Raw genomic sequence first — 22034 nt, forward strand, 5'->3', positions numbered from 1 at the left:
CTGGACACGCACCTGGAAATGGAGTGCGAATTTCATCCCCACTACGGCAAAATCGGAAAACATATTCTCAGAATCATGAAAACAATGAAATTGGATTCCATCGACTGCAAATTGCTCGAGATTCTGCAGCGCGATGGCGAGACGCAGGTTGCCGAACTGGCGGCCCAGGTGGGTCTCTCGCCAACGCCTTGTTGGCGCAGGGTGCAGCGACTCAAGGAAGCTGGCGTGATAGCCCGCAACGTCATGCTGGTCGACCGCGACAAGGTGAATGTCGGCGCCACCGTTTTCGTGTCGGTGCGCACCAGCACCCACAGCCAGGAATGGTTCCACCGCTTTCGGGCCGCGGTGGAAGCGATACCCGAAGTCGTGGAGTTCTATCGCATGAGCGGCGACGTGGACTATCTCCTGCGCGTCGTCGTCCCTGACATCGCTGCTTACGACAAGGTCTACCAGCGGCTCATCGCCGGCACGCAGCTGTTCGACGTGTCGTCCAGCTTCGCGATGGAAGAACTCAAGTTCACCACCGCCCTTCCGTTGTCTTACGTGGACTGACCATCACCCAGCTTTGGTCCACCGGAGAAGAAGCCAACGCGGTATCTCTGGCGCACGGCTTGTGCGCCCACATGAGCCGCACGTGACGAAAAATGACTCTATCGACTGTCGCTTGGCACCGCGATTGTGACTTGCGCTGAGGGTGCCGACAGGCGCGAGTCGTACCAATCTTCCGGGAGTAACCATTCGCGCGGGCTTCTGCGACCATTCCCGTTGGCCCAAACTTGGAAATCGCCCGATAGCGGATAGTGTCGTCGGGTGTAAAGCAGCACGCTTGCAGTTTCCGCGGAGGCGCTGTTGGCGAGGTCAGCTTTGGAGAAATGGTCCGCTGCGGCGCCCAGTGCCACGGCTGCTGATGCCGGAAGCGAAGGCAAGTCCTCCGCAAGCCAGCGCGCGATTTCGGACGGAGGCGGGTAAGTTGATAGGAGGCGGCGCGCCTGCTCGCGAACAGCTGCATCCAAGGCGGCGTCCTCCGCGACGAGATTCAGGAGTTCATGGCCCCATCGCAGACTACGTGTGCGCTCGTGCGGCATCGTCATGGCTCTCTCCGATTAGAAGTCACGCAAGATGGGGATAGCAGCGTGGCCATTCTAGAGAGCTTCATGTTCGCGCTGCGGCCGTCGTCGGGACGGTTTCGTCGGACGCATACGTTCGCTGTCCTACGCTTTGTTGAGCAGCGCGTCCCAGTGCGTTGCAGGAGCCTGCAAGATCTTCGGTTCAATGACGGTGGCCCTGGCGCGCTCCGCGCGCTCGCGCGCCGGCTTCTCGGTGACCTCCAAGCCCATGACCCAAGGGTCGACGCCCGACCTGCGGCTCGCGATGGACCCGGTTTCAAAGAACCAGGCGCTGCGACGGCCGATGGCAACGTGCGTGCCCTCGGCCAGCTTCGCCGGCATCGACTCGGCCGTGGCGCGCAGAGCTCGGTCGATGACCATGCCATCCAGACGCACCGTGAACATACCATGCAGGGATTCGGCTCGGAGCATTTCATGCGCGCTGCCCAGGAGACCAATGGTGGCGCTGTCGATGCTTCGCATCAACTCGCTGATATCCATGCGCTGGTAGCCCACCAAAAGTTCATCCGCTTCGGTGGTACGCCAAAGGAGTCGAATTGCCCGCTGCACCGCAGTCCGTCCGAAGGCGACCATGTCCAAGTCGCGCTGCGCCGCCCGCAAACCGGCGGACAACGAGCAGATGAAGCCCGCACCCAACCGGGGAAGCTTGTCGATGGCTGTGAGCAGCCCCTGCTTTGTCGCCCTCCAGTGGACGAGCGTCTCGCAGCACGTGCAGGTGGATGGCCGAACGATCAGGACAAACTTCTCTCCCTCGTCCCACAGCACATAGCCAATGGTGGGCGAGTGCCGCGCCTCGTGTCCGCCTATGGATCTGAGCGTCCTAGAAATCGCCGTGTCGAGACTGCGCGAATCTGCCGCGGCCACCCTCAGCAGCCGGGCCGGGCCGCGGTAGGTGTCTCGCCAACGATCCAAACGGTCTGCAACCCTTACATCTCTGACGGTTGGGCCCCAGCATAGAGCCGGGAATGGCTCCAAATAGTCGGGCAGATCGGTACTGAACTGCAACGCCCATAGGATCGACAGCATGGATGCCCGACTGCGTTTCTGCACGGGGCTCGTCTCGATGCTGACCTGCAACAGGTCAAGACGGAAGCATTCCTCCAGCCTGGAGGTCAGCTCACGAAAACAGGCCAGTATCGGCGCCAAGGACGGCACCGCCTTGAACATCAAGTCGAAATCCGACAAGTCGCAAAATGGACGACGGCAGGTCGAGCAATGGAGGGGCACGAAGTCGGTTCGGCGAACAGAATCCATCGAGGGCATCGACGATCCGCACGCTGGGCAGCTTGACGCGAGCGGCACGTGATGGAAAGGGCACCGGACTATCCCCGCCGCTTGGAAGATCAAGGAGTGGAAGCCCTGGCCCAGGCAATGCGGGCAGTACCTGACTGCGTCGCGGAGAACGATGTGGTCATACCCGTCACCAAATGGTGCACCGGACCGCAGACCGTGCACAACGTCTGCGTGTGGTCTGCCCCTGAGCCAGGCCATGTCCCCGCCGATGAGACCGATCAGCTTGCGTTCCTCTCGGGTGACGTGCTCCGGGTGTCGAAGGGCCTTGGCCAGTTCCTGGCCGCCCAGGCCGTTGAGGTAGGCGAACTTGTTCACCCGCATCCAGGGGCTCTCCAGGGAGTGCCTTTCATCTACAGGCTGGAGCCAGACCGTCATGATGCTACGCTGCCAGCAGGGCGACGTTCGCCGTTTCCTTGATGGCCGTTTTCCAGCGCTCCTCGTCGTCATAGGTGGCTTCCCCGCTCATGAGCTCGTCCGTCAGGTAGTAGTGAATGGCTCTCACGATCCAGTTCATACCAAACCCCACGGAATCTTCGGAGAGCTCACCAATGACGCCTGCCGCGCCTTCCAGTGCCGTCCAGAATGCGCTGGCCTCGTGCGATAGCCGCCACCCCTCGTCGAACCTGTCACAGGCATAGAAGCGGGTATAGCACCATCCTTGCGCATTGATCGGGTAGAAGAGGTGCGCGTCGTACTGATCGAGGAGCGATTCGAGTTCCTTTTCGGTCCTGATGCCGCGGAAGACGAGCGGGCGGACGAAGAATCTTCCGCTGATCTCAATCTGGTCCCTCTCAAAGCCCTGCATCATCAGGTGCGACATGCTGCGCTTCTGGGCAAAGAGGATGGTCGCGAGCCTGTGTCCGGCGGCTGCCAGTGCGTTGGAGAGATTGAACAGATGGCGGTACTGCTCAATGCGCAACCGCTGGGCTTCATCGACGACCATAAAGAAGATCTTGCACTCCGAGTTGAGGCAAGCAGTGCGAACGTGATCAATGATCAGCCGCTCCCAGTTGGTGAATTTGCGGCGAACCTCCGTGGCGTGCCCGAATGCCCCCAACATGTGCATGCAGAAGTCGGAATACTTCCGGCCCATTTCATCCTTGGCAACGACATACTCCAAGGCGATCCCAGGAATGTCCTGCGCCAAGCGGTCGAATACAACGTATGAACAATGAGTCTTTCCGATGCGCTGGGTTCCAGAGAACATGCACCCGCCGCTTCCTCGGATGACATCGGAGTACACGGCGTCATAGACTTCGTCGGTGACGGGGGTCTGGGCGCGGTAGAACTCGCTGCGCATCGCGTGGCCCTGCATGATTGACTTCCGATAGTCAAGGTCGTGCAGACGCGAAAAATCCAGCCCAGCGCCGGTGGGCGGCTGCGGCGGTCTCATGACCCGCCCCCCGTCGCGCCCCGGCGCCATCGAGCACCGGCCGCGGGCCGAATCGGCGCGGGCTTGGACAACGGCGAACCCCGATGCAACATCGCCTCGAGGGTCGTCTTGTGCGGCCCCAGGTTGCCCGGGCCCATCATCCGGGCGATCTTGTTGGCCTCGACACTCACCTTCGGGCTTTTGCGGAGCCCCTTTTCCGCCGCGATTCTGGCTAGATGGTCACCGTACAGCGCGACGGGATCGTCGTCCCGCCCATAGTCGAAGTCGTCCTTGCCCTTGGCGTGGATTATTTCCCGCCGAGTTTCCTTCGTGTGATACGAATGTGCCCAGTGGCCGGTGACCCAGAGCGGCCCGAACTCCGCGCCTCCTGGGTGATAGGCCTGAAGCGTCCTGAAGTCGTCATGGATGTGGATGGTGAGTGGTTTCCCGATCATGGTCCAAGCGTCCCGCAGAAGGTCGTTGGTATAGATTCCATCGATATGTTCGACGTACGGTTGTCGCTTCTCCGCGATGTTGCCCGCGACCGTTACTTCGAGGATTTCGTTGGGGAACTTCGGCGAATCCACCAACCCAGCGGGCCATCGCGGGATAACGCTTCCGCGAGATCCCGAGAACTCCCTCGCCAGTTCCTCGAGAGGTGTCGCATTGATCAACGACACTTGACGTGTGTTGTTGATCTGGGCCAAGGCGATGTCGACGACCTGCTGCACGTCCGACATCTTGATCTTCAACTTCACGGCCTTTCCCACCGGATCATCCACCGCAGGATCGTCCGGACCGCTGCCGGTGGTGGAGGGGATGCGGCTCAGAAAGCGGGTCTGCAGCATGGCGAACACGTGCTCGACGGGTTGACGGGTGATCGGTCGGGCCAGCTCTCCGTACTGCAAAGCAATGCCGGTTCTGTCCACTGCGTACTCCAAGATGGAGTTCGCGTAGTGGACCAGGTCGTTGTCCACACGCATCATGGAGATGCGCGCTCCCAACACGCCCTCCACAACCCCAGCCGGCAAAGCCGCGCCCACCGGATAGCGCAGCCCCGGGATGGTCAGGGCCATCGGCTTCCACGGAGTGAGCAGGTGTTCCAGTACCTTCAGAACGTCGCTGGCAGAGACTCGCCGGCGCATGGAGATGAAATACGCGAGGACTGCTCCGGTGAACTCGTCGACCATGAGGCAGAGGCTGCAACGCTGCATGGGGACATGAATCTCCCGGTCCCCAATTTCGATGACCAAAGTCCCGATCAGCGGCAACTGCTGCTCGTCGTAGCACACAATGCTGAGGGCCCTGTGGGCCGTGAGCCAGCCGGTCTTTCCTGACCGGCTGTCCAGCCTTGCTTCATTGGCGGTCCCGTACTTTGCCCGGCGCAAGTCGGCGTCGCCCTGGACGAGCAGCTTGTTGATATGCCGACAAAGGGCGGAGTAGCCCTTGTTGCCCGTGTGGAGGGGATAGTCCTTGGGCGTGAAGCCCCTCTTTTCCAGCCCCTCCATCATGTCGCGATGGATGGACTTCACGTTGATGCCGGCCTCTTTGACGCCGGAGCCAGATTTCCCCCTGGTGGCGTCGCGGATCAACTTGTTGATCCAGGTCTGTTCGCGCATGAGCTTGCCCCACCCGCCCGCGCTGCCAAAGCCGTCGGAAGTGCCATGGACCGTCGCCTTCCGGACATAGGGCTTGCGCGTGGCGTGCGGCAGCAATCCTCGATAGCCTTGGACTTTTCCGTCGGGCCCTGGTTTGACGCAGTCGTGCAGCTTCTTGTTGAGCCAGGCGCGGCTAACGCCATGGGTTGCAAAGACCAAACGTGGCGGCTTTCCATCGAGGTACATGTCGACCGCGCCTTTGAGTGTGTTGAACCGCTCCCGCTGCTCCTCGGACATCATCGACGGCTCAACACCCGCCCAATTCTTGCGATCCAGCTTCTGCGCGGGAATGGAGCGTGGGAACGTCATGCCAGGTCGCACGGCGTCACCGCCGTGGCCCAAGAAAGCTTTCGGGACAGATTGACCGTGATCGTCCCCTTCTGATGAGCCCGGAAAATCGCCGCGAAGACCAAGCGCCACTCCAGGTGCAACGCGTCGTGAATTCCCGCCAAGCTTGTTTTGCCCGCGTCGTAGACTGCGGCGGCCACACGTTTTTCCAGTTCCACGGTTGGAACGGCGCGCGCTTCCCTCAGGACCGCTTCGACGTCCAGCCAATTCAAGAGGACGAGACGTTTCGCAAACGCGTCCTCGTCGGTGAAGAATCTCCAGGAGATTCCCGCCTTCTCACGTCTTGCTTCCAGGACCTTCTGCTGGGCGATGGCACGCGCGTCGGTACCGATCTCGTCGCTGTACTTCACCTCCCGGATTTCGCGGCGGAAGTCTCGATAGTGGACGACGGCGTCGGGTTTGGTGCTGAAAAGCTCGCCGCCGATGTCTGCGATGATCCTCTCTGGGTCGATGTCGTATCGGACGACGGTTTGGTCGGCCTCCAGGTCAAGGAGGTTGGCGAGCTCTATGTCGCTCGTGACAACCAACTCCTTGCGGACCTTTTCCCCGTAGATGAATGAGATGTTGCCATTCGCCTTTCCGCGGTCTTGTGCGGCCTTCCGGACAGCCTTGGCGGCCTTTAGGGGTTGCCTTGCTCGGGCGTTCTTGACTACGGATGCATCCATGGCCTTTCGCGGCCCACGAACCACTTTCCTCTTGAAAACACCTTCCCACGGCGCTATATTTCAAGCGTCGAGCGATCAAGGTGCGACATTGGAAATAGGAAAACGGCCCGTTGCAGCGGGCCGTTTTGCTTTTGGTGACTTGTGGGGGTAGCGTCTCCTTTGACGAAACCGTTATCTCTAGCTCAGCTGGCCGAGATTTCAAGGAAAAGGCGCAAGAACGTCGCCGAATTCCGGGTAATCCCCAGGGACGTCAATGCGCTGGCTGCCAATACGCTCACACAAACCCGTTGACGCTATCCACAATTGCCTTCAGCCGAGGCGGAGAGACGCCTGTGAAACGTCAACGCCTTTGCCAGTCCCGTTTCCTTCATGGGATGGCAGGCACCCACGGGTTGATCAGGTGCACGTCGATCCCTTGGAAGTCTGCCGTGTTGCGCGTGACCAGGCTGAAGCCGTGCTCCTTGGCGGTCGCGGCGATCAGCGAGTCGCGCCAGGACCTCGGATCGGGCACGTGCCATGGGGCGCACAGGCGCGCGCCGCGCAGCGTAAACGGCAAGATGCGCCCGTCGAACCGCTGCTCCAGCGCAACGAGCCAGGCCTTGAGCACCCCGCCCTGGGCCGCGTCCACACGGGCCTTGCGTCCCACGCCGATTCGCAGCTCCAGAACCGTTACGCTCGACAGGTACAGCGCCTCAAACGCCTCTGCGGCCGCCCAGGCGCGCACCTCGGGCGATTGCTCGCGTTTGCCCGGCCGCAGCTCGGAGATCACGTTCGTATCCAGCAGGTGCATTGGCTGGGCCTCTTAGTCGTCAAGGTCGGCGGGATTGACCACGCCTTCCAGACGCGTCGGCTCGAATTCGATGCCACCGGTAGCCGGCAAGCTGTCCATCACATCGAGCAGCGATTGGGGGGGCGCGCCCGAGTTTGAGAGACGGCGGAAGTCTTCGATTTTCATAAGCGCATAGGTGGGCCGGCCGCGGTCGGTGATGAACACAGGCCCTTTCTGAGCGGCGCGTTTGACGTTCGCCAGGTCGTGGGCGAACTCGCGCGACGAGAAGGTGGCAACGGGTTGCGGTTGGGGTTGAGCAGCCATGACAGCGGGCCTCCTGACAATGTACTAATGTTAATACAAGTCGAATCGGGCGTCAAAAGGAGGCCACGGAATCTTGGCGCAGACGGTGCTCAACGACGCGGTATTACGATTGTGCTGGTGGAACAGAACGCCCAGGCCGCGCTCGGCATTGCCGATGTCGGCTACGTGCTCGAAACCGGCACGGTGACATTGACCGGCACCGGTGCCCAGCTTCTGCAGAACGAGGATGTGAAGCGCGCCCATCTCGGCATGTGAACCCGTCGACCCTATTCAAGATAGCCAAGAAAGAACCATTCCCATGTCCGCAAACCCCACCCTGCAGAGTTTCATCGGCGGCCGCTGGATCGGCAGCACGCCGTCCGCGGCCCTGGCCAGCGCGCTCGACGGCCGTGCCGTCTATCACACCCACTCGGAGGCCATCGACTTTTCCGAGGCCGTCGACCATGCGCGGCGAAGCGGCGTGCAGCACCTTCTCAAGCTGGACTTCCAGTCGCGCGCCGCCCGGCTCAGAGCGCTGGGTGCCTGGCTTCTCGACAAGAAAGAGGAGCTGTACGAGATTTCGCGGCACACGGGCGCCACGCGCGCCGACAGCTGGATCGACATCGAAGGCGGCGCCGGCACCCTGCTGGCCTACGCAAGCCTGGGCGCCAATGAGCTGCCTTCGGGCAACCTGCTGCACGAAGGGCCCGCCATACCATTGGGCAAGCAGGGCCGGTTCGCGGGTACGCATATCCTGGTGCCGCGCGGCGGCGTCGCCGTCCACATCAATGCATTCAATTTCCCCGTCTGGGGGATGCTGGAGAAATTCGCGCCCTGCTTCCTGGCGGGCATGCCTTGCATCGTCAAGCCCGCAACGGCCACCAGCTTCCTGACTGAAGCGGCGGTTCGCTTGATGCACGGCAGCGGGCTCTTGCCTGAAGGCAGCCTCCAACTGGTGATCGGCGGCACGGGCGATCTTCTGGATCGCCTGGACGGCCAGGACATCGTCACTTTCACCGGCTCTGCCGATACCGCCGCGAAGCTGCGCGCGCACCCCGGCCTGATCGCCCGTTCCGTGCCGTTCAACGCCGAGGCCGACAGCCTGAATTGCGCGATCCTCTCCGACGAGATCACGCCCGACGATGAAGAGTTCGACCTCTTCGTGAAGGAAGTCGCCCGCGAGATGACCGTCAAGGCCGGCCAGAAATGCACGGCGATCCGTCGCGCGCTCGTGCCACGCAAGCACCTGGACGCGGTGGCGGAGAGGCTCTCCCAGCGGCTCGCGAAAGTCGTCGTGGGCGACCCGGCTATCGAAGGCGTGAAGATGGGAGCCTTGGCCTCGAAGTCACAGCAGGCCGACGTCGCCGAGCGAGTCGCACAGCTCGCGCGCGGCAACGAAGTGGTTTTCGGCGACGGGGGTGCATTCAAGCCCACGGGCGACGGCGTCGCGAACGGCGCGTTCTTCTCGCCCACGCTCCTGGTGTGCCGCAATGCGGGCTTCGACAGCGCCGCGCACGACGTCGAGGCTTTCGGCCCGGTGAGCACGCTCATGCCCTACAGCGACCTGGACGAAGCGGTCGCGCTGGCGGCTCGCGGCAAGGGAAGCCTGGTCACGACCCTGGTCACTCGCGATCCGCAGGTTGCGGCGCGGGTTGTCCCGGCGTTGGCCATCCATCACGGCCGCGTTCACATTCTCGACAACGAATCCGCGGCGGAGTCGACGGGCCATGGCTCTCCGCTGCCACTGTTGAAGCACGGCGGGCCCGGACGAGCGGGCGGCGGCGAGGAGTTGGGTGGCTTGCGTGGCGTAAAGCACTACCTTCAGCGCGCGGCCGTTCAGGGCTCGCCCACCATGCTGACCGCCGTCACCCGGGAGTACGTCAGGGGTGCGAAGGTGCAAGAGGAGCCGCTTCATCCCTTCCGCAAGCACTTCGAGGAACTTGCCATCGGTGATTCGCTGCTTACGCATCGGCGCACCGTCGGCGAAGCGGACATCGTCGCCTTCGGCGGGATCTCGGGCGACTACTTCTACATGCACTTCGACGAGATCGCCGCCAAGGAAAGCCCGTTCGGCCAACGGATCGCGCACGGGTACTTCGTGTTGTCCGCTGCTGCGGGCTTGTTCGTCTCGCCAGCGAAGGGCCCGGTGCTGGCGAACTACGGCCTCGACACGCTGCGCTTCGTCAAGCCCGTGCCGATCGGCGACACCATCCAGGCTCGCCTGACCTGCAAGCGGAAGATCGATCGCCCTGCGAAGAAGGGACAACCCCCGCAGGGTGTCGTCGCTTGGGACGTTCAAGTGACGAACCAGGACGGGGACCTGGTGGCCAGCTACGACATCCTCACCCTGGTGCTGAAGAAGGATGAATGAGCGGCGCGGGTGTCGCGGCCAGCAGCAACGCATTGTGGTGCCTCCGGTCATGCGGGTGCACGTGTCCCGTAGTTTTCTGTTGCACCGCCCTACTCTACCGCTCACATTGACCGCCGCTAAGGGATAACCGCACCTGGATCGCCTCGAACGAAAGTCGACCGAAGCCTTGGAAATTGCCCTCCTGATGTTCGCAGGCTTTGTGACGAGGTGAGCAGCGCACCAGCGCATTGCACCAGCGCTGGCACCTTGCCGAACTGTGGCCGCCAAAGCCGCTGCAACCGCCAGAAAACCGCGAGGCACGCGAGCACCACGAATGTGGAGGCAACCCAATACGAGGATGCAGAAGCACCATTGCGCAATTCATCGAAGAGCCGACCGAATATTCAGTTCCAACACTCCTCCAATTGAAGGATGCGCAATCACCGACAACCAAACAGAATTTGCCGCTGACGACCTTACCCCTGGGATCGCTTGATAGGAACGCACAACAAATGCAGCGGCTTCGCCGCGGCGGTCGCGTTCCGGGCTTTCCCACACTGGGGCGGGTTGCAGGGAGCGAGTGATGGACAGCATGGATATCAAGAATTGGGCTGTAGCAGGCGCGGCGAGGTTCGAGTCCGTATGGGATTTCACGGATTACTGGAAGCGGTCGAACACCTTTCATGGGTTCTTGCGCTTTGTCGACGCGGCGGCCGAGCGCTGGGGGGATGATCCCGCGCTCGTGCCGATGAAGAACCTCCGCACCGCCATGATTGCAACCAATTTGTCGTTTTTTCCCGAGCAGATGCACGACCCAAAATCGATTTGGGCAGATGACTACGGGTGGTGCGGCATCTCGTGCCTGGCGGCCAGAGATCACCTCCTCTCCATCAACGATCAGGCGCTCGGCAAACGCTACCTCGACATCGCCACGGAGTGTTGGCAGAGGATGCGCGATGTGGGATATGACGATACCAACAGTGCCACACCGGTCCGAAGCGGATGCGGCAATGTTCCGCCAGACCGCAAGTCTCCCGGCTACTTTGGCACAAGAAACACGGTGACGAACGTCAATTTACTGCTCTTGTCGCTTCGGCTCTACACGGTGACGAAGGAGGCCAAGTACCTGTCGATGGCCTTCGCGCAGTACCTGTGGTTCGCGACGTGGTTCAACATCAAGTACGAAAGTCTGGACGCCGGCCGCTACATGAAGGCATACAGCAGGAAGACCGATTGCCTGTTGATTCACGAGCGGCCCCGGGCAAATAAGAGTTACACGCAGGTCAATTATCCAGACTGGGGGACGGGATGGGTCTGGTCAGGTGATCAAGGACTGACCATGATGGCTATGGCCGAACTCTTTCTGATGCGAGGCGAATTCGCTGGCCTGCCCGGCTTCGATCCTGAACTGGTTCAGCGGATCTGCTTGTTCATCGGCAACGGTGCGGCGGATCTCTTGTTCAGCAAGATGGACGGTGTGCTGCGTGAGGCGCCCTATGATTCGAGCTTCAATTTCGACCCCGCCGACTACGTCGGCGGCCGGGGAGTGATGTTGCGCTACGCCACCGAGGCAGCGGTTCAACAAGTCATTGGAAAGTCTTTTTGTCCTGATGGCGTCAAGGCAACGGCCGCGGCGGTGTGGAACAGCAGGGATGCATCCAATCAATTCGCCAGTCTGTGGAACCCCAAGGGCGACGCATCGTTCAACAAATACTTCGTAGAGACGTGGGGCAGCGGCGATGCAAACATCAGTTCCTGGGCATTGGACCTTTCTGACCATTACGGCGTTTTGCAGGCCCTCGGCCTGGACGCTCTCACCGCCGCGATCCGCTTGAGGTAGTCACCGCGCCACCAACACCGGCACGGCCGACTGCGCCACCACCTGCGCCGCCACACTCCCCAGCATGAGCCGCGGTATCCCGCTGCGGCCATGCGAACCCACGACCACCAGGTCGGCGCCCAGTTCCTTCGCGCTCTTCACGATGCCGTTGCAGGCGGACGGGTCCTCGACGGACCGGGTCCGCAGCGTGACCGGCGCACCTGACTCGCACAGCGCCGCCACCTTGGTGTGCGCGCGAACGGCAGCTTGCGAAGCGTCCGACATGTACGCCTGAAAACCCACCGCGCTGGCTTCGCCGACGTGCAGGTAGGGGTACGGCTCGATCACGTACAGCGCGGTGAGCGTCGCGCCGTGGGTTCGCGCGAGATCGGCCGCGATGCGGGCCGCGTTGTCGGATGCGGTGGAACCGTCGGTGGCAAGAAGGATGTGTTTGAACATGGCGTCTGAGGGAATGGCCGATGAGGAGTTCATGGTGCGCCGCCACGGCGCCTATCGAGTTGACGTGCGTCAACAGATGGCGCTGCGGCGCGCACCAACATAGCCGTCGAACATTGACCTCCGTCAAAACGCAAGGCCTGCGCACTCCGTACATTGGAAACGGGTTCAGGTGAATTCCCGCCCTTAGCCAGGGCCCGTTACGAAGGAGTTGTCATGTACAAGTCGATTCTGGTTCCGCTCGACGGCAGTGCCACTGCCGACAGTGGTCTGCGCGAAGCCATCGGGCTCGCGTCCGCATTGAAGGCCAAGCTCGTGCTGCTGCACGTGCTCGACGATCTTTCGATGGTGCTGGAAACGTCTTCTGTCGCGGGGTACGAGCGGATTCTCGACCGCCTGCGCTGTCGCGGCCAGGAGATTCTCAACAAGGCGCGGATGGCCGCGGCCGAGAGCGGCGTGGAAGCGGAAACGTGCCTGCGCGAGGTTTCGCTGGCCCGGATTGCGGGCGTTGTCGTCGACGAAGCCGTTGCGCAATCGTGCGACCTGATCGTCATGGGAACGCACGGCCGCCACGGCTTCAGCCGGCTGACCATGGGCAGCAACGCGGAGTCCGTGGTTCGCAGCAGCCCCGTGCCTGCGCTCCTGGTGCGGCAGGAGGAAGCCGCGTGGGTGCCGTCGTCCGTGCCGCAAGACCGGGCCCACGGCAAGCCGCAGTACGCGCGCTAACGGCAGAACGCACCCGATGCTTGGCCATGCCACGCTCAGTCGTGGCCTTGTGGAAGACGCGCAGGCGATGCTCACGGGCACCCTGCTCGCCGCCGTCGGCGTGGTGTTGTTCCAGCGCGCCGGGCTGCTCGCGGGCGGCACCGTCGGCCTGGCGCTCTTGTTGACCTATGCGACGAACATCGATCTGTCCATCGCCATCCTTCTCGCGAACGCGCCGTTCTACGTGCTGGCCGGCTTTCGGATGGGCCTGGAGTTCACCGTCAAGACACTCGCTTGTGCGGGCCTGGTCGCACTCTTCGTTCGCCTGATCCCGCTCGGCTTGGCGTTCGATCACCTGTCACCGGTACTGGCGAGCGTGTTGGGTGGGCTCCTCGCGGGGATGGGCATGCTCGTCCTGTTCCGCCACCGAGCCAGCCTCGGCGGCTTCAACGTGCTGGTGCTGTATCTGCACGAGCGCTTCGGCTGGAGCACGGGCAAGACCCAGATGCTGTTCGATGCGGTCGTGCTGGTGGGTGGCTCGCTCTTCATCGCCGACATGCAACGCGCCGCCCTCTCCTTTCTGGCGATGGCCGCGTTGAACCTCGTCCTCGTCTTCAATCACCGGCCAGAGCGCTACCTCAGCGCCGAGTGATCGCGCGGCCTCCGCCGTCGAATCCCCCGAACCTTGAGCAACATCAACAACCCGGCGGTTGCGCGCCGGAGCTTGATATTTGTCAAGGCCGAGCACGACGCCGCGCCCTACATTGGGTCCGACCGCACCAAAGAGGGATGCGGACGCACCCAACAGGAGCAACAAGTGGCGACGCAACAAGCAACAAGAACACCCACTGCCGCCGTGCAGATCGATCCAAGAGCATGGTCCGTGCTGGCCGTCAGCACCCTCGCATTCACCGTGTGCTTCATGGTCTGGATGATGTTCGGCGTGATCGGCATCCCGATCAAGAAGATGCTGAACCTCAACTCCACGCAGTTCGGCCTGCTCACGGCGGTGCCGGTGCTGACGGGTTCGCTGATCCGCGTGCCGCTGGGCATCTGGACCGACCGCTACGGCGGCCGCATCGTCATGACGGTGCTGATGGCCGTCACGGTCCCCGCAATCTGGATGATGGGCTATGCCACGGAGTACTGGCATTTCCTCACCATCGGTCTCTTCGTCGGCCTGGCGGGCGGCTCGTTTTCGGTGGGCACGCCCTATGTCGCTCGCTGGTTCCCCAAGAAGCGCCAGGGCATGGCGATGGGCGTGTACGGCGCGGGCAACTCCGGCTCCGCGGTGAACAAGTTCGTGGCGCCGGCGCTGCTGGTGGCCTTCGGCTGGGCGATGGTGCCGCAGGTGTATGCCGCCATCATGCTCGGCACCGTGGTGCTGTTCTGGCTGTTCAGCGCCAGCGACCCGTCGCACCTGGTGCCCGGCAGCGTGAGCTTCGCCGACCAGCTAAAGACGCTGAAGGACCCGAAGGTGCTGCGCTATTGCCAGTACTACAGCATCGTCTTCGGCGGCTACGTCGCCTTGTCGCTGTGGATGGTCCAGTACTACATCGGTGAATTCGGCCTGGACATCCGCGTGGCCGCCCTGCTCGCCGCATGCTTCTCCCTGCCCGGCGGCGTGCTGCGCGCCATCGGCGGCGTCATCTCCGACAAGTACGGCGCGCACAGCGTCACCTGGTGGGTGATGTGGGTCAGCTGGATCTGCCTGTTCCTGCTGTCGTACCCGCAAACCGACTTCACCATTCTCACCGTCAACGGCCCGCGCAGCTTCCACCTGGGCCTGAACGTCTACACGTTCACCGCACTGATGTTCATCCTGGGCATCGCCTGGGCCTTCGGCAAGGCCAGTGTCTTCAAGTACATCAGCGACGACTACCCCAAGAACATCGGCGCCATCTCCGGCGTGGTCGGCCTGGCCGGCGGCCTCGGCGGCTTCGTGCTGCCGATCATGTTCGGCGCGCTGATGGACCTGACCGGCATCCGCTCGAGCGCTTTCATGCTGATGTATGGCGTGGTCTGGGTATCCCTCATCTGGATGTACTGGACCGAGGTGCGCCGTACACAAGTCATGGGCGACCAGGGCACGCCCTCCCCTCTGGCCCACGCGCGCTGAGCCGCAGCCAGCCTTCCTCTTACGAAAGTGAAGCAGATGAACACCACCACACTGAACCCGCCTGCCGCCCCGAGCGGTGGGACCATCGTCGACTGGCGCCCTGAAGACGCGGCTTTCTGGGAATCGACCGGCAAGCGCGTCGCCTACCGCAACCTCTGGATCTCGGTGCCCGCGCTCCTGTGCGGCTTCGCGGTGTGGGGCATGTGGGGAATCATCACCGTGCAGATGATGAACCTGGGTTTTCCGTTCAGCCAGGCCGAACTGTTCACACTCACGGCGATCGCGGGCATCGCGGGCGCAACGATGCGCATCCCCGCTTCGTTCCTGATCCGGCTGGCCGGCGGGCGCAACACCATCTTCCTGACGACGGCCATGCTGCTGGCCCCCGCCATTGGCACGGGCATCGTGCTGCAGCACCCGGAATGGCCGCTCTGGTCGTTCCAGCTGATGGCGCTGTGGTGCGGCGTGGGCGGCGGCAATTTCGCCAGCTCGATGTCCAACATCAACACCTTCTTTCCGAAGCGGCTGCAAGGCACAGCGCTCGGCTTGAACGCGGGCCTGGGTAACTTCGGCGTGACCACGATGCAGGTCGTCATCCCGCTGGTGATGACGCTCTCGATCTTCGGCACCATGGGCGGCGCGTCCACCACGCTGCTGAAGGACAGCGGCTGGATCTTCGGCAAGATCGCCGCCGGCACGCCGACGTGGATCCAGAACGCCGGCTTCGCGTGGGTGTTGTCGCTGGTGCCGCTGTCGGTGCTGTGCTGGTTCGGCATGAACAACCTGAAGACGGTGACGCCTGACCCGGGCAACCCCCTCGCTGCTTTCGCCAAGATCACCTGGCTCTACACGCTCGCCTTCATCCCGTCCATCCTGGGCCTGTACCTCTACCTGCCCAAGCCCACAGGGCTGGGCCTCATCAGCATGTGGGTCGCGATTCCACTCGACATCGCGAGTGCGCTCCTGATCATGAAGCTCGCGGCCTTCGGCCCGATGAAGGAGAACGTCAGCAAGCAGTTCGCGATCTTCAAGGACAAGCACACCTGGTCGCTCACCGCGCTTTACATCGTCACGTTCGGCTCGTTCATCGGCTTCTCCATGGCGCTGCCGCTCGCGATGAAGGTGATCTTCGGCATCAGCCACGTGCCGGACGCGGCCGGCGTGATGCGCCATACCTTGAACAACCCGAATGCGCCGACGGTGCTGGCCTACGCGTGGATCGGGCCGTTCGTCGGCGCGGCCGTGCGGCCGGTCGGCGGCTGGATCTCCGACAAGGTCGGCGGCTCCATCGTGACGCAGATCATTTCCGCCATCATGGTGGTGGCTTCGGTGGCCGTCGGATACGTGATGATGCAGGCGTACGCCTCGGCAACGCCCGAGCAGCACTTCCCGGCTTTCCTTGGCCTCTTCATTGTGCTGTTCGCCGCCAGTGGCATCGGCAACGGATCGACCTTCCGCACCATTGGCGTGATCTTCGACCGCACGCAAGCCGGCCCGGTGCTGGGCTGGACTTCGGCCGTCGCCGCCTACGGCGCTTTCGTGGCGCCCATCGTCATCGGCGACCAGATCAAGGCGGGAACGCCGCAATACGCGATGTACGGCTTCGCCGTCTTCTATGCCCTGTGCCTGGTATTGAACTGGTGGTTCTACCTGCGCAAGGGAGCCTACGTCAAGAACCCCTGAGCCGCCGCCCAACCCGAAGAAAGAACAAGATCCATGAGCCACTTTCTCGATCGCCTCACGTACTTCCAGCAGCCGCGCGAACCCTTCTCCGGCGGCCACGGCCAGACGACCGGCGAAGACCGGACCTGGGAAGACGCCTACCGCAACCGCTGGGCGCACGACAAGATCGTGCGCAGCACACACGGCGTCAACTGCACCGGCTCGTGTTCCTGGAAGATCTACGTCAAGGGCGGCATCGTCACCTGGGAAACGCAGCAGACGGACTACCCGCGCACCCGCTGGGACCTGCCGAACCATGAGCCGCGCGGCTGCGCCCGCGGCGCCAGCTACAGCTGGTATTTGTACAGCGCCAACCGCGTGAAGTACCCGATGGTGCGCGGCCGGTTGCTCAAGCACTGGCGTGAGGCCCGCCTGACCCTGGGCCCTGTCGAGGCCTGGGCCAGCATCGTCGCCGACGACGCCAAGCGGCGCGACTACCAGTCCATCCGCGGCCTGGGCGGCTTCGTGCGCTCCAGCTGGGACGAGGTGAATGAGATCGTGGCCGCGGCCAACGTGCACACCATCAAGCGCCACGGCCCCGACCGGGTGATCGGCTTCTCGCCCATCCCCGCGATGTCGATGGTCAGCTACGCCGCGGGCTCGCGCTACCTGAGCCTCATCGGCGGTGTCTGCATGAGCTTCTACGACTGGTATTGCGACCTGCCGCCGGCCAGCCCGCAGATCTGGGGCGAACAGACCGACGTGCCGGAGTCGGCCGACTGGTACAACTCCAGCTACATCATCGCGTGGGGCTCCAACGTGCCGCAGACGCGGACGCCCGACGCCCACTTCTTCACCGAAGTTCGCTACAAGGGCACCAAGACCGTCGCAGTCACGCCCGACTACTCGGAAGTGGCCAAGTTGGCCGACATCTGGATGCACCCGCGGCAAGGCACGGATGCCGCCGTCGCGATGGCGATGGGCCACGTCATCCTGAAGGAGTTCTACTTCCCCGACAGCGGGGAGCGCAGCGCGTACTTCGACGACTACGTGCGCCGCTACACCGACATGCCGATGCTGGTGATGCTGAAGGAGCACACGCTGCCTTCGGGCAAGCAGGTGTTGGTGCCGGATCGCTACGTGCGCGCCAGCGACTTCAACGGCAAGCTGGGCCAGGCGAACAACCCCGAGTGGAAGACCGTTGCGTTTGACGAGTCGGGCAAGGTGGTGCTGCCCACCGGCGCCATCGGCTTCCGGTGGGGCCCTGACGGGCGCGCCGACGAGGGTCAGTGGAACCTCGAGGCCAAGGAAGCTCGCAACGGCCATGACGTGAAGCTGAAGCTGTCCGTGATGGAGGGCGATTCCGGTCACGAAACGGCGCGGGTGGCCTTTCCGTATTTCGGCGGCATCGCCAGCGAGCACTTTCCCCACAACGAGCAGGCGGACGTGCTGGTGCGCACCGTCCCGGTCCAGCGGATATCCCTGGGCAAGGCCGGCGAAGAACGTTCCGCCCTCGTGGCGACGGTGTTCGACCTGCAAGTCGCCAACTACGGCGTTGCGCGCGGTCTGGAAGGCGAATACGCCGCGCGGAGTTTCGACGACGACACCCCGTACACGCCCGCATGGCAGGAGCGCATCACCGGCACGCCGCGCGAGCAACTCATCACCGTCGCGCGCCAGTTCGCCGAGAACGCGCACAAGACCGAGGGACGCTCGATGGTGATCATCGGCGCGGCGATGAACCACTGGTATCACAGCGACATGAACTACCGCGGCGTCATCAACATGTTGATGATGTGCGGGTGCATCGGCAAGAGCGGGGGCGGTTGGGCGCACTACGTGGGCCAGGAGAAGCTGCGGCCCCAGACCGGCTGGACCGCCCTGGCCTTCGCGCTTGACTGGATTCGTCCGCCGCGGCAGATGAACAGCACCAGCTTCTTCTATGCCCACACCGACCAGTGGCGCTACGAGAAGCTGGGCATGGACGAGGTGGTGTCCCCGCTGGCGGACAAGAACCTCTATGGCGGCAGCATGATCGACTACAACGTCCGGGCCGAGCGCATGGGCTGGCTGCCGAGCGCACCGCAGCTGCAGACCAATCCGCTGCAGGTGGTGAAGGATGCCGTCGCGGCAGGCGTGGACCCGAAAGACCACGCGGTGAAGGGCCTGCAGGACGGCTCGCTCAAGATGAGCTGCACCGACCCGGACCATCCGGACAACTGGCCGCGCAACATGTTCGTGTGGCGCTCCAACATCCTGGGTTCATCCGGCAAGGGCCACGAGTACTTCCTCAAGCACCTGCTGGGCACCAGCAATGGCGTGCAGGGCAAGGATCTCGGGGTCGAGGATGCCAAGCCGTCCGAAGTGGTGTGGCACGACAAGGCGCCTGAAGGCAAGCTCGACTTGCTGGTCACGCTCGACTTCCGCATGAGCACCACGTGTCTCTACTCCGACATCGTGCTGCCCACGGCGACCTGGTACGAGAAGAACGATCTCAACACCAGCGACATGCACCCGTTCATCCACCCGCTGTCCACGGCGGTGGATCCGGCCTGGCAGTCGCGCAGCGATTGGGATATTTACAAGGGCTTCGCCAAGAAGTTCAGCGAGGTCTGCGTCGGCCACCTCGGTGTGGAGCGCGAGCTGGTGCTGACACCCCTCATGCATGACAGCCCGGCAGAGCTGGCGCAGCCTTTCGACGTGAAGGAATGGGCCCGTGGCGAGTGCGACCTGGTCCCCGGCAAGACCGCGCCGAACATGCAGGTCGTCGAGCGCGACTACCCGAACGTCTACAAACGCTTCACCGCCCTGGGCCCGCTCATGGCCAAGGCGGGCAACGGCGGCAAGGGCATCGGCTGGAACACGCAGACCGAAGTGCGGCAGCTCGGCGAGCTGAATGGCCTCGTCAAGGAAGACGGCGTCACTCGCGGCATGCCGAAGATCGAAACCGACATCGACGCTTGCGAAGTCGTGCTGCAGCTGGCACCTGAAACCAACGGCCACGTCGCCGTGAAGGCCTGGCAGGCGCTCGGCAAGCAGACCGGGCGCGAACACACGCACTTGGCCCTCCACCGAGAGGACGAGAAGATCCGCTTTCGGGACGTGCAGGCACAGCCGCGCAAGATCATCAGCTCCCCGACGTGGAGCGGTATCGAGAGCGAAACCGTGTCGTACAACGCGGGCTACACCAACGTCCATGAGCTGATCCCATGGCGCACCCTCACCGGGCGCCAGCAGTTCTACATGGACCACCCCTGGATGATCGCGTTCGGCGAAGGGTTCACGACGTATCGCCCGCCGGTGGACCTGAAGACGACGTCCGGCATGCAGGGCGTGCGGTCCAACGGCAACCCCGAGATCGCGCTGAACTTCATCACGCCGCACCAGAAGTGGGGCATCCACTCGACTTACACCGACAACCTGATGATGTTGACGCTGAGCCGGGGCGGCCCCTGCGTGTGGATGAGCGAGATCGACGCGAAGGCCGTGGGCATCGTCGACAACGACTGGATCGAGCTGTTCAACGTCAACGGCGCCATCACGGCGCGGGCCGTGGTGAGCCAGCGCGTCCCCTCGGGCATGGTGATGATGTACCACGCCCAGGAGAAGATCGTGAACACCCCGGGCTCGGAGATCACCGGCGTGCGCGGCGGCATCCACAACTCGGTGACACGCATCGTGCTGAAGCCCACCCACATGATCGGCGGCTACGCGCAGTTCAGCTACGGCTTCAACTACTACGGAACCATCGGCACCAACCGCGACGAGTACGTGCTGGTGCGCAAGATGGACAAGGTCGACTGGCTCGACACGCCCGTCGCCGACCAGTTGATCAAGCCGACGCTCGAGCAAGGAGAAACCGCATGAAGATACGCGCGCAAATCGGCATGGTCCTGAACCTGGACAAGTGCATCGGTTGTCACACCTGTTCCGTGACCTGCAAGAACGTCTGGACGAGCCGGCCCGGCATGGAATACGCCTGGTTCAACAACGTCGAGACGAAGCCGGGCATCGGCTACCCGAAGGAATGGGAGAACCAGGACAAGTGGAACGGCGGATGGGTGCGCCGCGCCGATGGGTCGATCCAGCCTCGGCAGGGTGCCAAGTGGAAGCTCTTGATGCGCATCTTCGCCAACCCCAACCTGCCGGAGATCGACGACTACTACGAGCCTTTCACCTTCGATTACGCGCACCTGCAGTCCGCGCCGGAGATGAAGGCATCGCCCACCGCGCGCCCGCGCAGCCTGATCACGGGCAAGCAGATGGACAAGATCGTCTGGGGCCCGAACTGGGAAGAGATCCTGGGCGGCGAATTCGCCGGGCGCAGCAAGGACAAGAACTTCGACGACATCCAGAAGGAGATGTACGGCCAGTTCGAGAACACGTTCATGATGTACCTGCCGCGCCTGTGCGAGCACTGCCTCAACCCGGCGTGCGTCGCTTCGTGCCCGTCGGGCTCGATCTACAAGCGCGAGGAAGACGGCATCGTCCTCATCGACCAGGACAAGTGCCGCGGCTGGCGCATGTGCGTGTCGGGCTGCCCCTACAAGAAGATCTACTACAACTGGAAGAGCGGCAAGGCCGAGAAGTGCATCTTCTGCTACCCGCGCATCGAGGCGGGCCAGCCGACCGTGTGTTCCGAAACCTGCGTCGGCCGTATCCGCTACCTCGGTGTGCTGCTGTACGACGCAGACCGCATCCAGGAAGCCGCGAGCGTGGAGCGCGACCGCGACCTGTACCAGGCCCAGCTCGACATCTTCCTCGACCCGAACGATCCGAAGGTGATCGAACAGGCGCGCATCGACGGCATCCCCGACAAGTGGATGGAAGCGGCGCGCAACAGCCCGGTCTACAAGATGGCGGTGCAATGGAAGGTGGCGCTGCCACTGCATCCGGAATACCGCACGCTGCCGATGGTCTGGTACGTGCCGCCGCTGTCGCCGATCAGCGCCGCCGCCAACGCAGGGCACCTGGGCACGAACGGCCAGATTCCCGACGTCAATCAGCTCCGCATCCCGGTGAAATACCTCGCCAACCTGCTGACCGCGGGCGACACCATGCCTGTGATCCGCGCGTTGGAGCGCATGCTCGCCATGCGCGCGTATCAGCGAGAGAAGCACGTGGAGCAGCGGCTCAACCGCGCTGTGCTGGACCAGGTTGGGCTCACCCCGGCCGAGGTCGAGGAGATGTACCACGTGATGGCCATCGCCAACTACGAGGACCGCTTCGTGATCCCCTCGACCCACCGCGAATACGCCGAAAACACCTTCAATGTGCGCGGCGGCTGCGGCTTCACCTTCGGCAACGGCTGCTCGGACGGCTCGACCGATGTGAGCCTGTTCGGCGCCGAGAAGAAAAGAACCATTCCCATCAAGGCGGAGATCTGAC

Annotated in this window: 17 protein-coding genes and 1 pseudogene; 10 read left to right on the forward strand and 8 right to left on the reverse strand. The window is 63.1% G+C overall.

The window, feature by feature from the left end; all coding sequences use genetic code 11:
- The first annotated feature begins 75 nt into the window (after positions 1–75).
- Positions 76–552, forward strand: a complete 477-nt coding sequence (locus EEB15_RS06710) for an Lrp/AsnC family transcriptional regulator (protein ID WP_141508926.1) — start codon at positions 76–78, stop codon at positions 550–552.
- 98 nt (positions 553–650) lie between these two features.
- Here EEB15_RS06710 and EEB15_RS34575 read toward each other — a convergent pair whose 3' ends face one another.
- The 7 genes from EEB15_RS34575 to EEB15_RS06745 form a co-directional block, all read right to left on the reverse strand.
- The gene (locus tag EEB15_RS34575; RefSeq protein ID WP_141508928.1) at positions 651–1091 is read right to left on the reverse strand and encodes a BPSL0761 family protein; all 441 of its coding nucleotides are present in this window, start codon (positions 1089–1091) and stop codon (positions 651–653) included.
- A gap of 120 nt (positions 1092–1211) precedes the next feature.
- Positions 1212–2795 carry a hypothetical protein gene (locus EEB15_RS06720; protein ID WP_158290021.1) on the reverse strand — a complete coding sequence of 528 codons (1584 nt, stop codon included), beginning with the start codon at positions 2793–2795 and terminating at the stop codon, positions 1212–1214.
- Positions 2796–2799: 4 nt separating this feature from the next.
- Complete coding sequence (locus tag EEB15_RS06725) at positions 2800–3813, reverse strand: ATP-binding protein (protein ID WP_158290022.1); 1014 nt, start codon at positions 3811–3813, stop codon at positions 2800–2802.
- Complete coding sequence (locus EEB15_RS06730; RefSeq protein WP_141508934.1) at positions 3810–5759, reverse strand: hypothetical protein; 1950 nt, start codon at positions 5757–5759, stop codon at positions 3810–3812. The genes EEB15_RS06725 and EEB15_RS06730 overlap by 4 nt, the downstream gene beginning before the upstream one ends.
- Complete coding sequence (locus EEB15_RS06735; RefSeq protein ID WP_141508935.1) at positions 5756–6463, reverse strand: hypothetical protein; 708 nt, start codon at positions 6461–6463, stop codon at positions 5756–5758. The genes EEB15_RS06730 and EEB15_RS06735 overlap by 4 nt, the downstream gene beginning before the upstream one ends.
- 367 nt (positions 6464–6830) lie before the next feature.
- Positions 6831–7253, reverse strand: a complete 423-nt coding sequence (locus tag EEB15_RS06740) for a type II toxin-antitoxin system VapC family toxin (protein ID WP_141508937.1) — start codon at positions 7251–7253, stop codon at positions 6831–6833.
- 12 nt (positions 7254–7265) lie between these two features.
- Positions 7266–7556 carry a type II toxin-antitoxin system prevent-host-death family antitoxin gene (locus tag EEB15_RS06745; protein ID WP_141508939.1) on the reverse strand — a complete coding sequence of 97 codons (291 nt, stop codon included), beginning with the start codon at positions 7554–7556 and terminating at the stop codon, positions 7266–7268.
- Positions 7557–7655: 99 nt separating this feature from the next.
- Here EEB15_RS06745 and EEB15_RS06750 point away from each other — a divergent pair.
- From EEB15_RS06750 to EEB15_RS06760, 3 genes and pseudogenes are all read left to right on the forward strand, one after another.
- A pseudogene (locus tag EEB15_RS06750) lies at positions 7656–7811 on the forward strand (ABC transporter); the annotation flags it as partial.
- A 43-nt stretch (positions 7812–7854) separates the two neighbouring features.
- The gene (gene paaZ / locus EEB15_RS06755) at positions 7855–9906 is read left to right on the forward strand and encodes a phenylacetic acid degradation bifunctional protein PaaZ (RefSeq protein ID WP_141508941.1); all 2052 of its coding nucleotides are present in this window, start codon (positions 7855–7857) and stop codon (positions 9904–9906) included.
- Positions 9907–10468: 562 nt separating this feature from the next.
- Complete coding sequence (locus tag EEB15_RS06760; protein WP_141508943.1) at positions 10469–11725, forward strand: hypothetical protein; 1257 nt, start codon at positions 10469–10471, stop codon at positions 11723–11725.
- Here the strand turns inward: EEB15_RS06760 and EEB15_RS06765 are convergent, their stop codons facing one another.
- Entirely contained in the window at positions 11726–12196 is a 471-nt protein-coding gene (locus tag EEB15_RS06765) for a universal stress protein (RefSeq protein WP_233259386.1), read from the reverse strand.
- Between the two features lie 180 nt (positions 12197–12376).
- Here EEB15_RS06765 and EEB15_RS06770 point away from each other — a divergent pair, with 180 nt between their 5' ends.
- The 6 genes from EEB15_RS06770 to narH all read left to right on the forward strand — a co-directional run bounded on the left by EEB15_RS06770 (position 12377) and on the right by narH (position 22033).
- Entirely contained in the window at positions 12377–12886 is a 510-nt protein-coding gene (locus tag EEB15_RS06770; RefSeq protein ID WP_141508947.1) for a universal stress protein, read from the forward strand.
- A 16-nt stretch (positions 12887–12902) separates the two neighbouring features.
- On the forward strand, positions 12903–13517 hold the full coding sequence (locus tag EEB15_RS06775) for a YitT family protein (protein ID WP_141508949.1): 615 nt from the start codon (positions 12903–12905) through the stop codon (positions 13515–13517).
- A gap of 165 nt (positions 13518–13682) precedes the next feature.
- Complete coding sequence (locus EEB15_RS06780; RefSeq protein ID WP_141508951.1) at positions 13683–14984, forward strand: nitrate/nitrite transporter; 1302 nt, start codon at positions 13683–13685, stop codon at positions 14982–14984.
- A 36-nt stretch (positions 14985–15020) separates the two neighbouring features.
- Positions 15021–16667, forward strand: a complete 1647-nt coding sequence (locus tag EEB15_RS06785) for an MFS transporter (protein ID WP_141508953.1) — start codon at positions 15021–15023, stop codon at positions 16665–16667.
- Between the two features lie 33 nt (positions 16668–16700).
- Complete coding sequence (locus EEB15_RS06790) at positions 16701–20513, forward strand: nitrate reductase subunit alpha (protein ID WP_141508955.1); 3813 nt, start codon at positions 16701–16703, stop codon at positions 20511–20513.
- Positions 20510–22033: a nitrate reductase subunit beta gene (gene narH, locus EEB15_RS06795; protein ID WP_141508956.1), complete on the forward strand. Its 1524-nt coding sequence runs from the start codon at positions 20510–20512 to the stop codon at positions 22031–22033. Before EEB15_RS06790 ends, narH begins: the two co-directional genes overlap by 4 nt.
- Position 22034: the final 1 nt, after the last annotated feature.

This window comes from Ramlibacter sp. WS9 (genome assembly GCF_003797765.1).
Lineage (GTDB): Bacteria > Pseudomonadota > Gammaproteobacteria > Burkholderiales > Burkholderiaceae_C > Ramlibacter.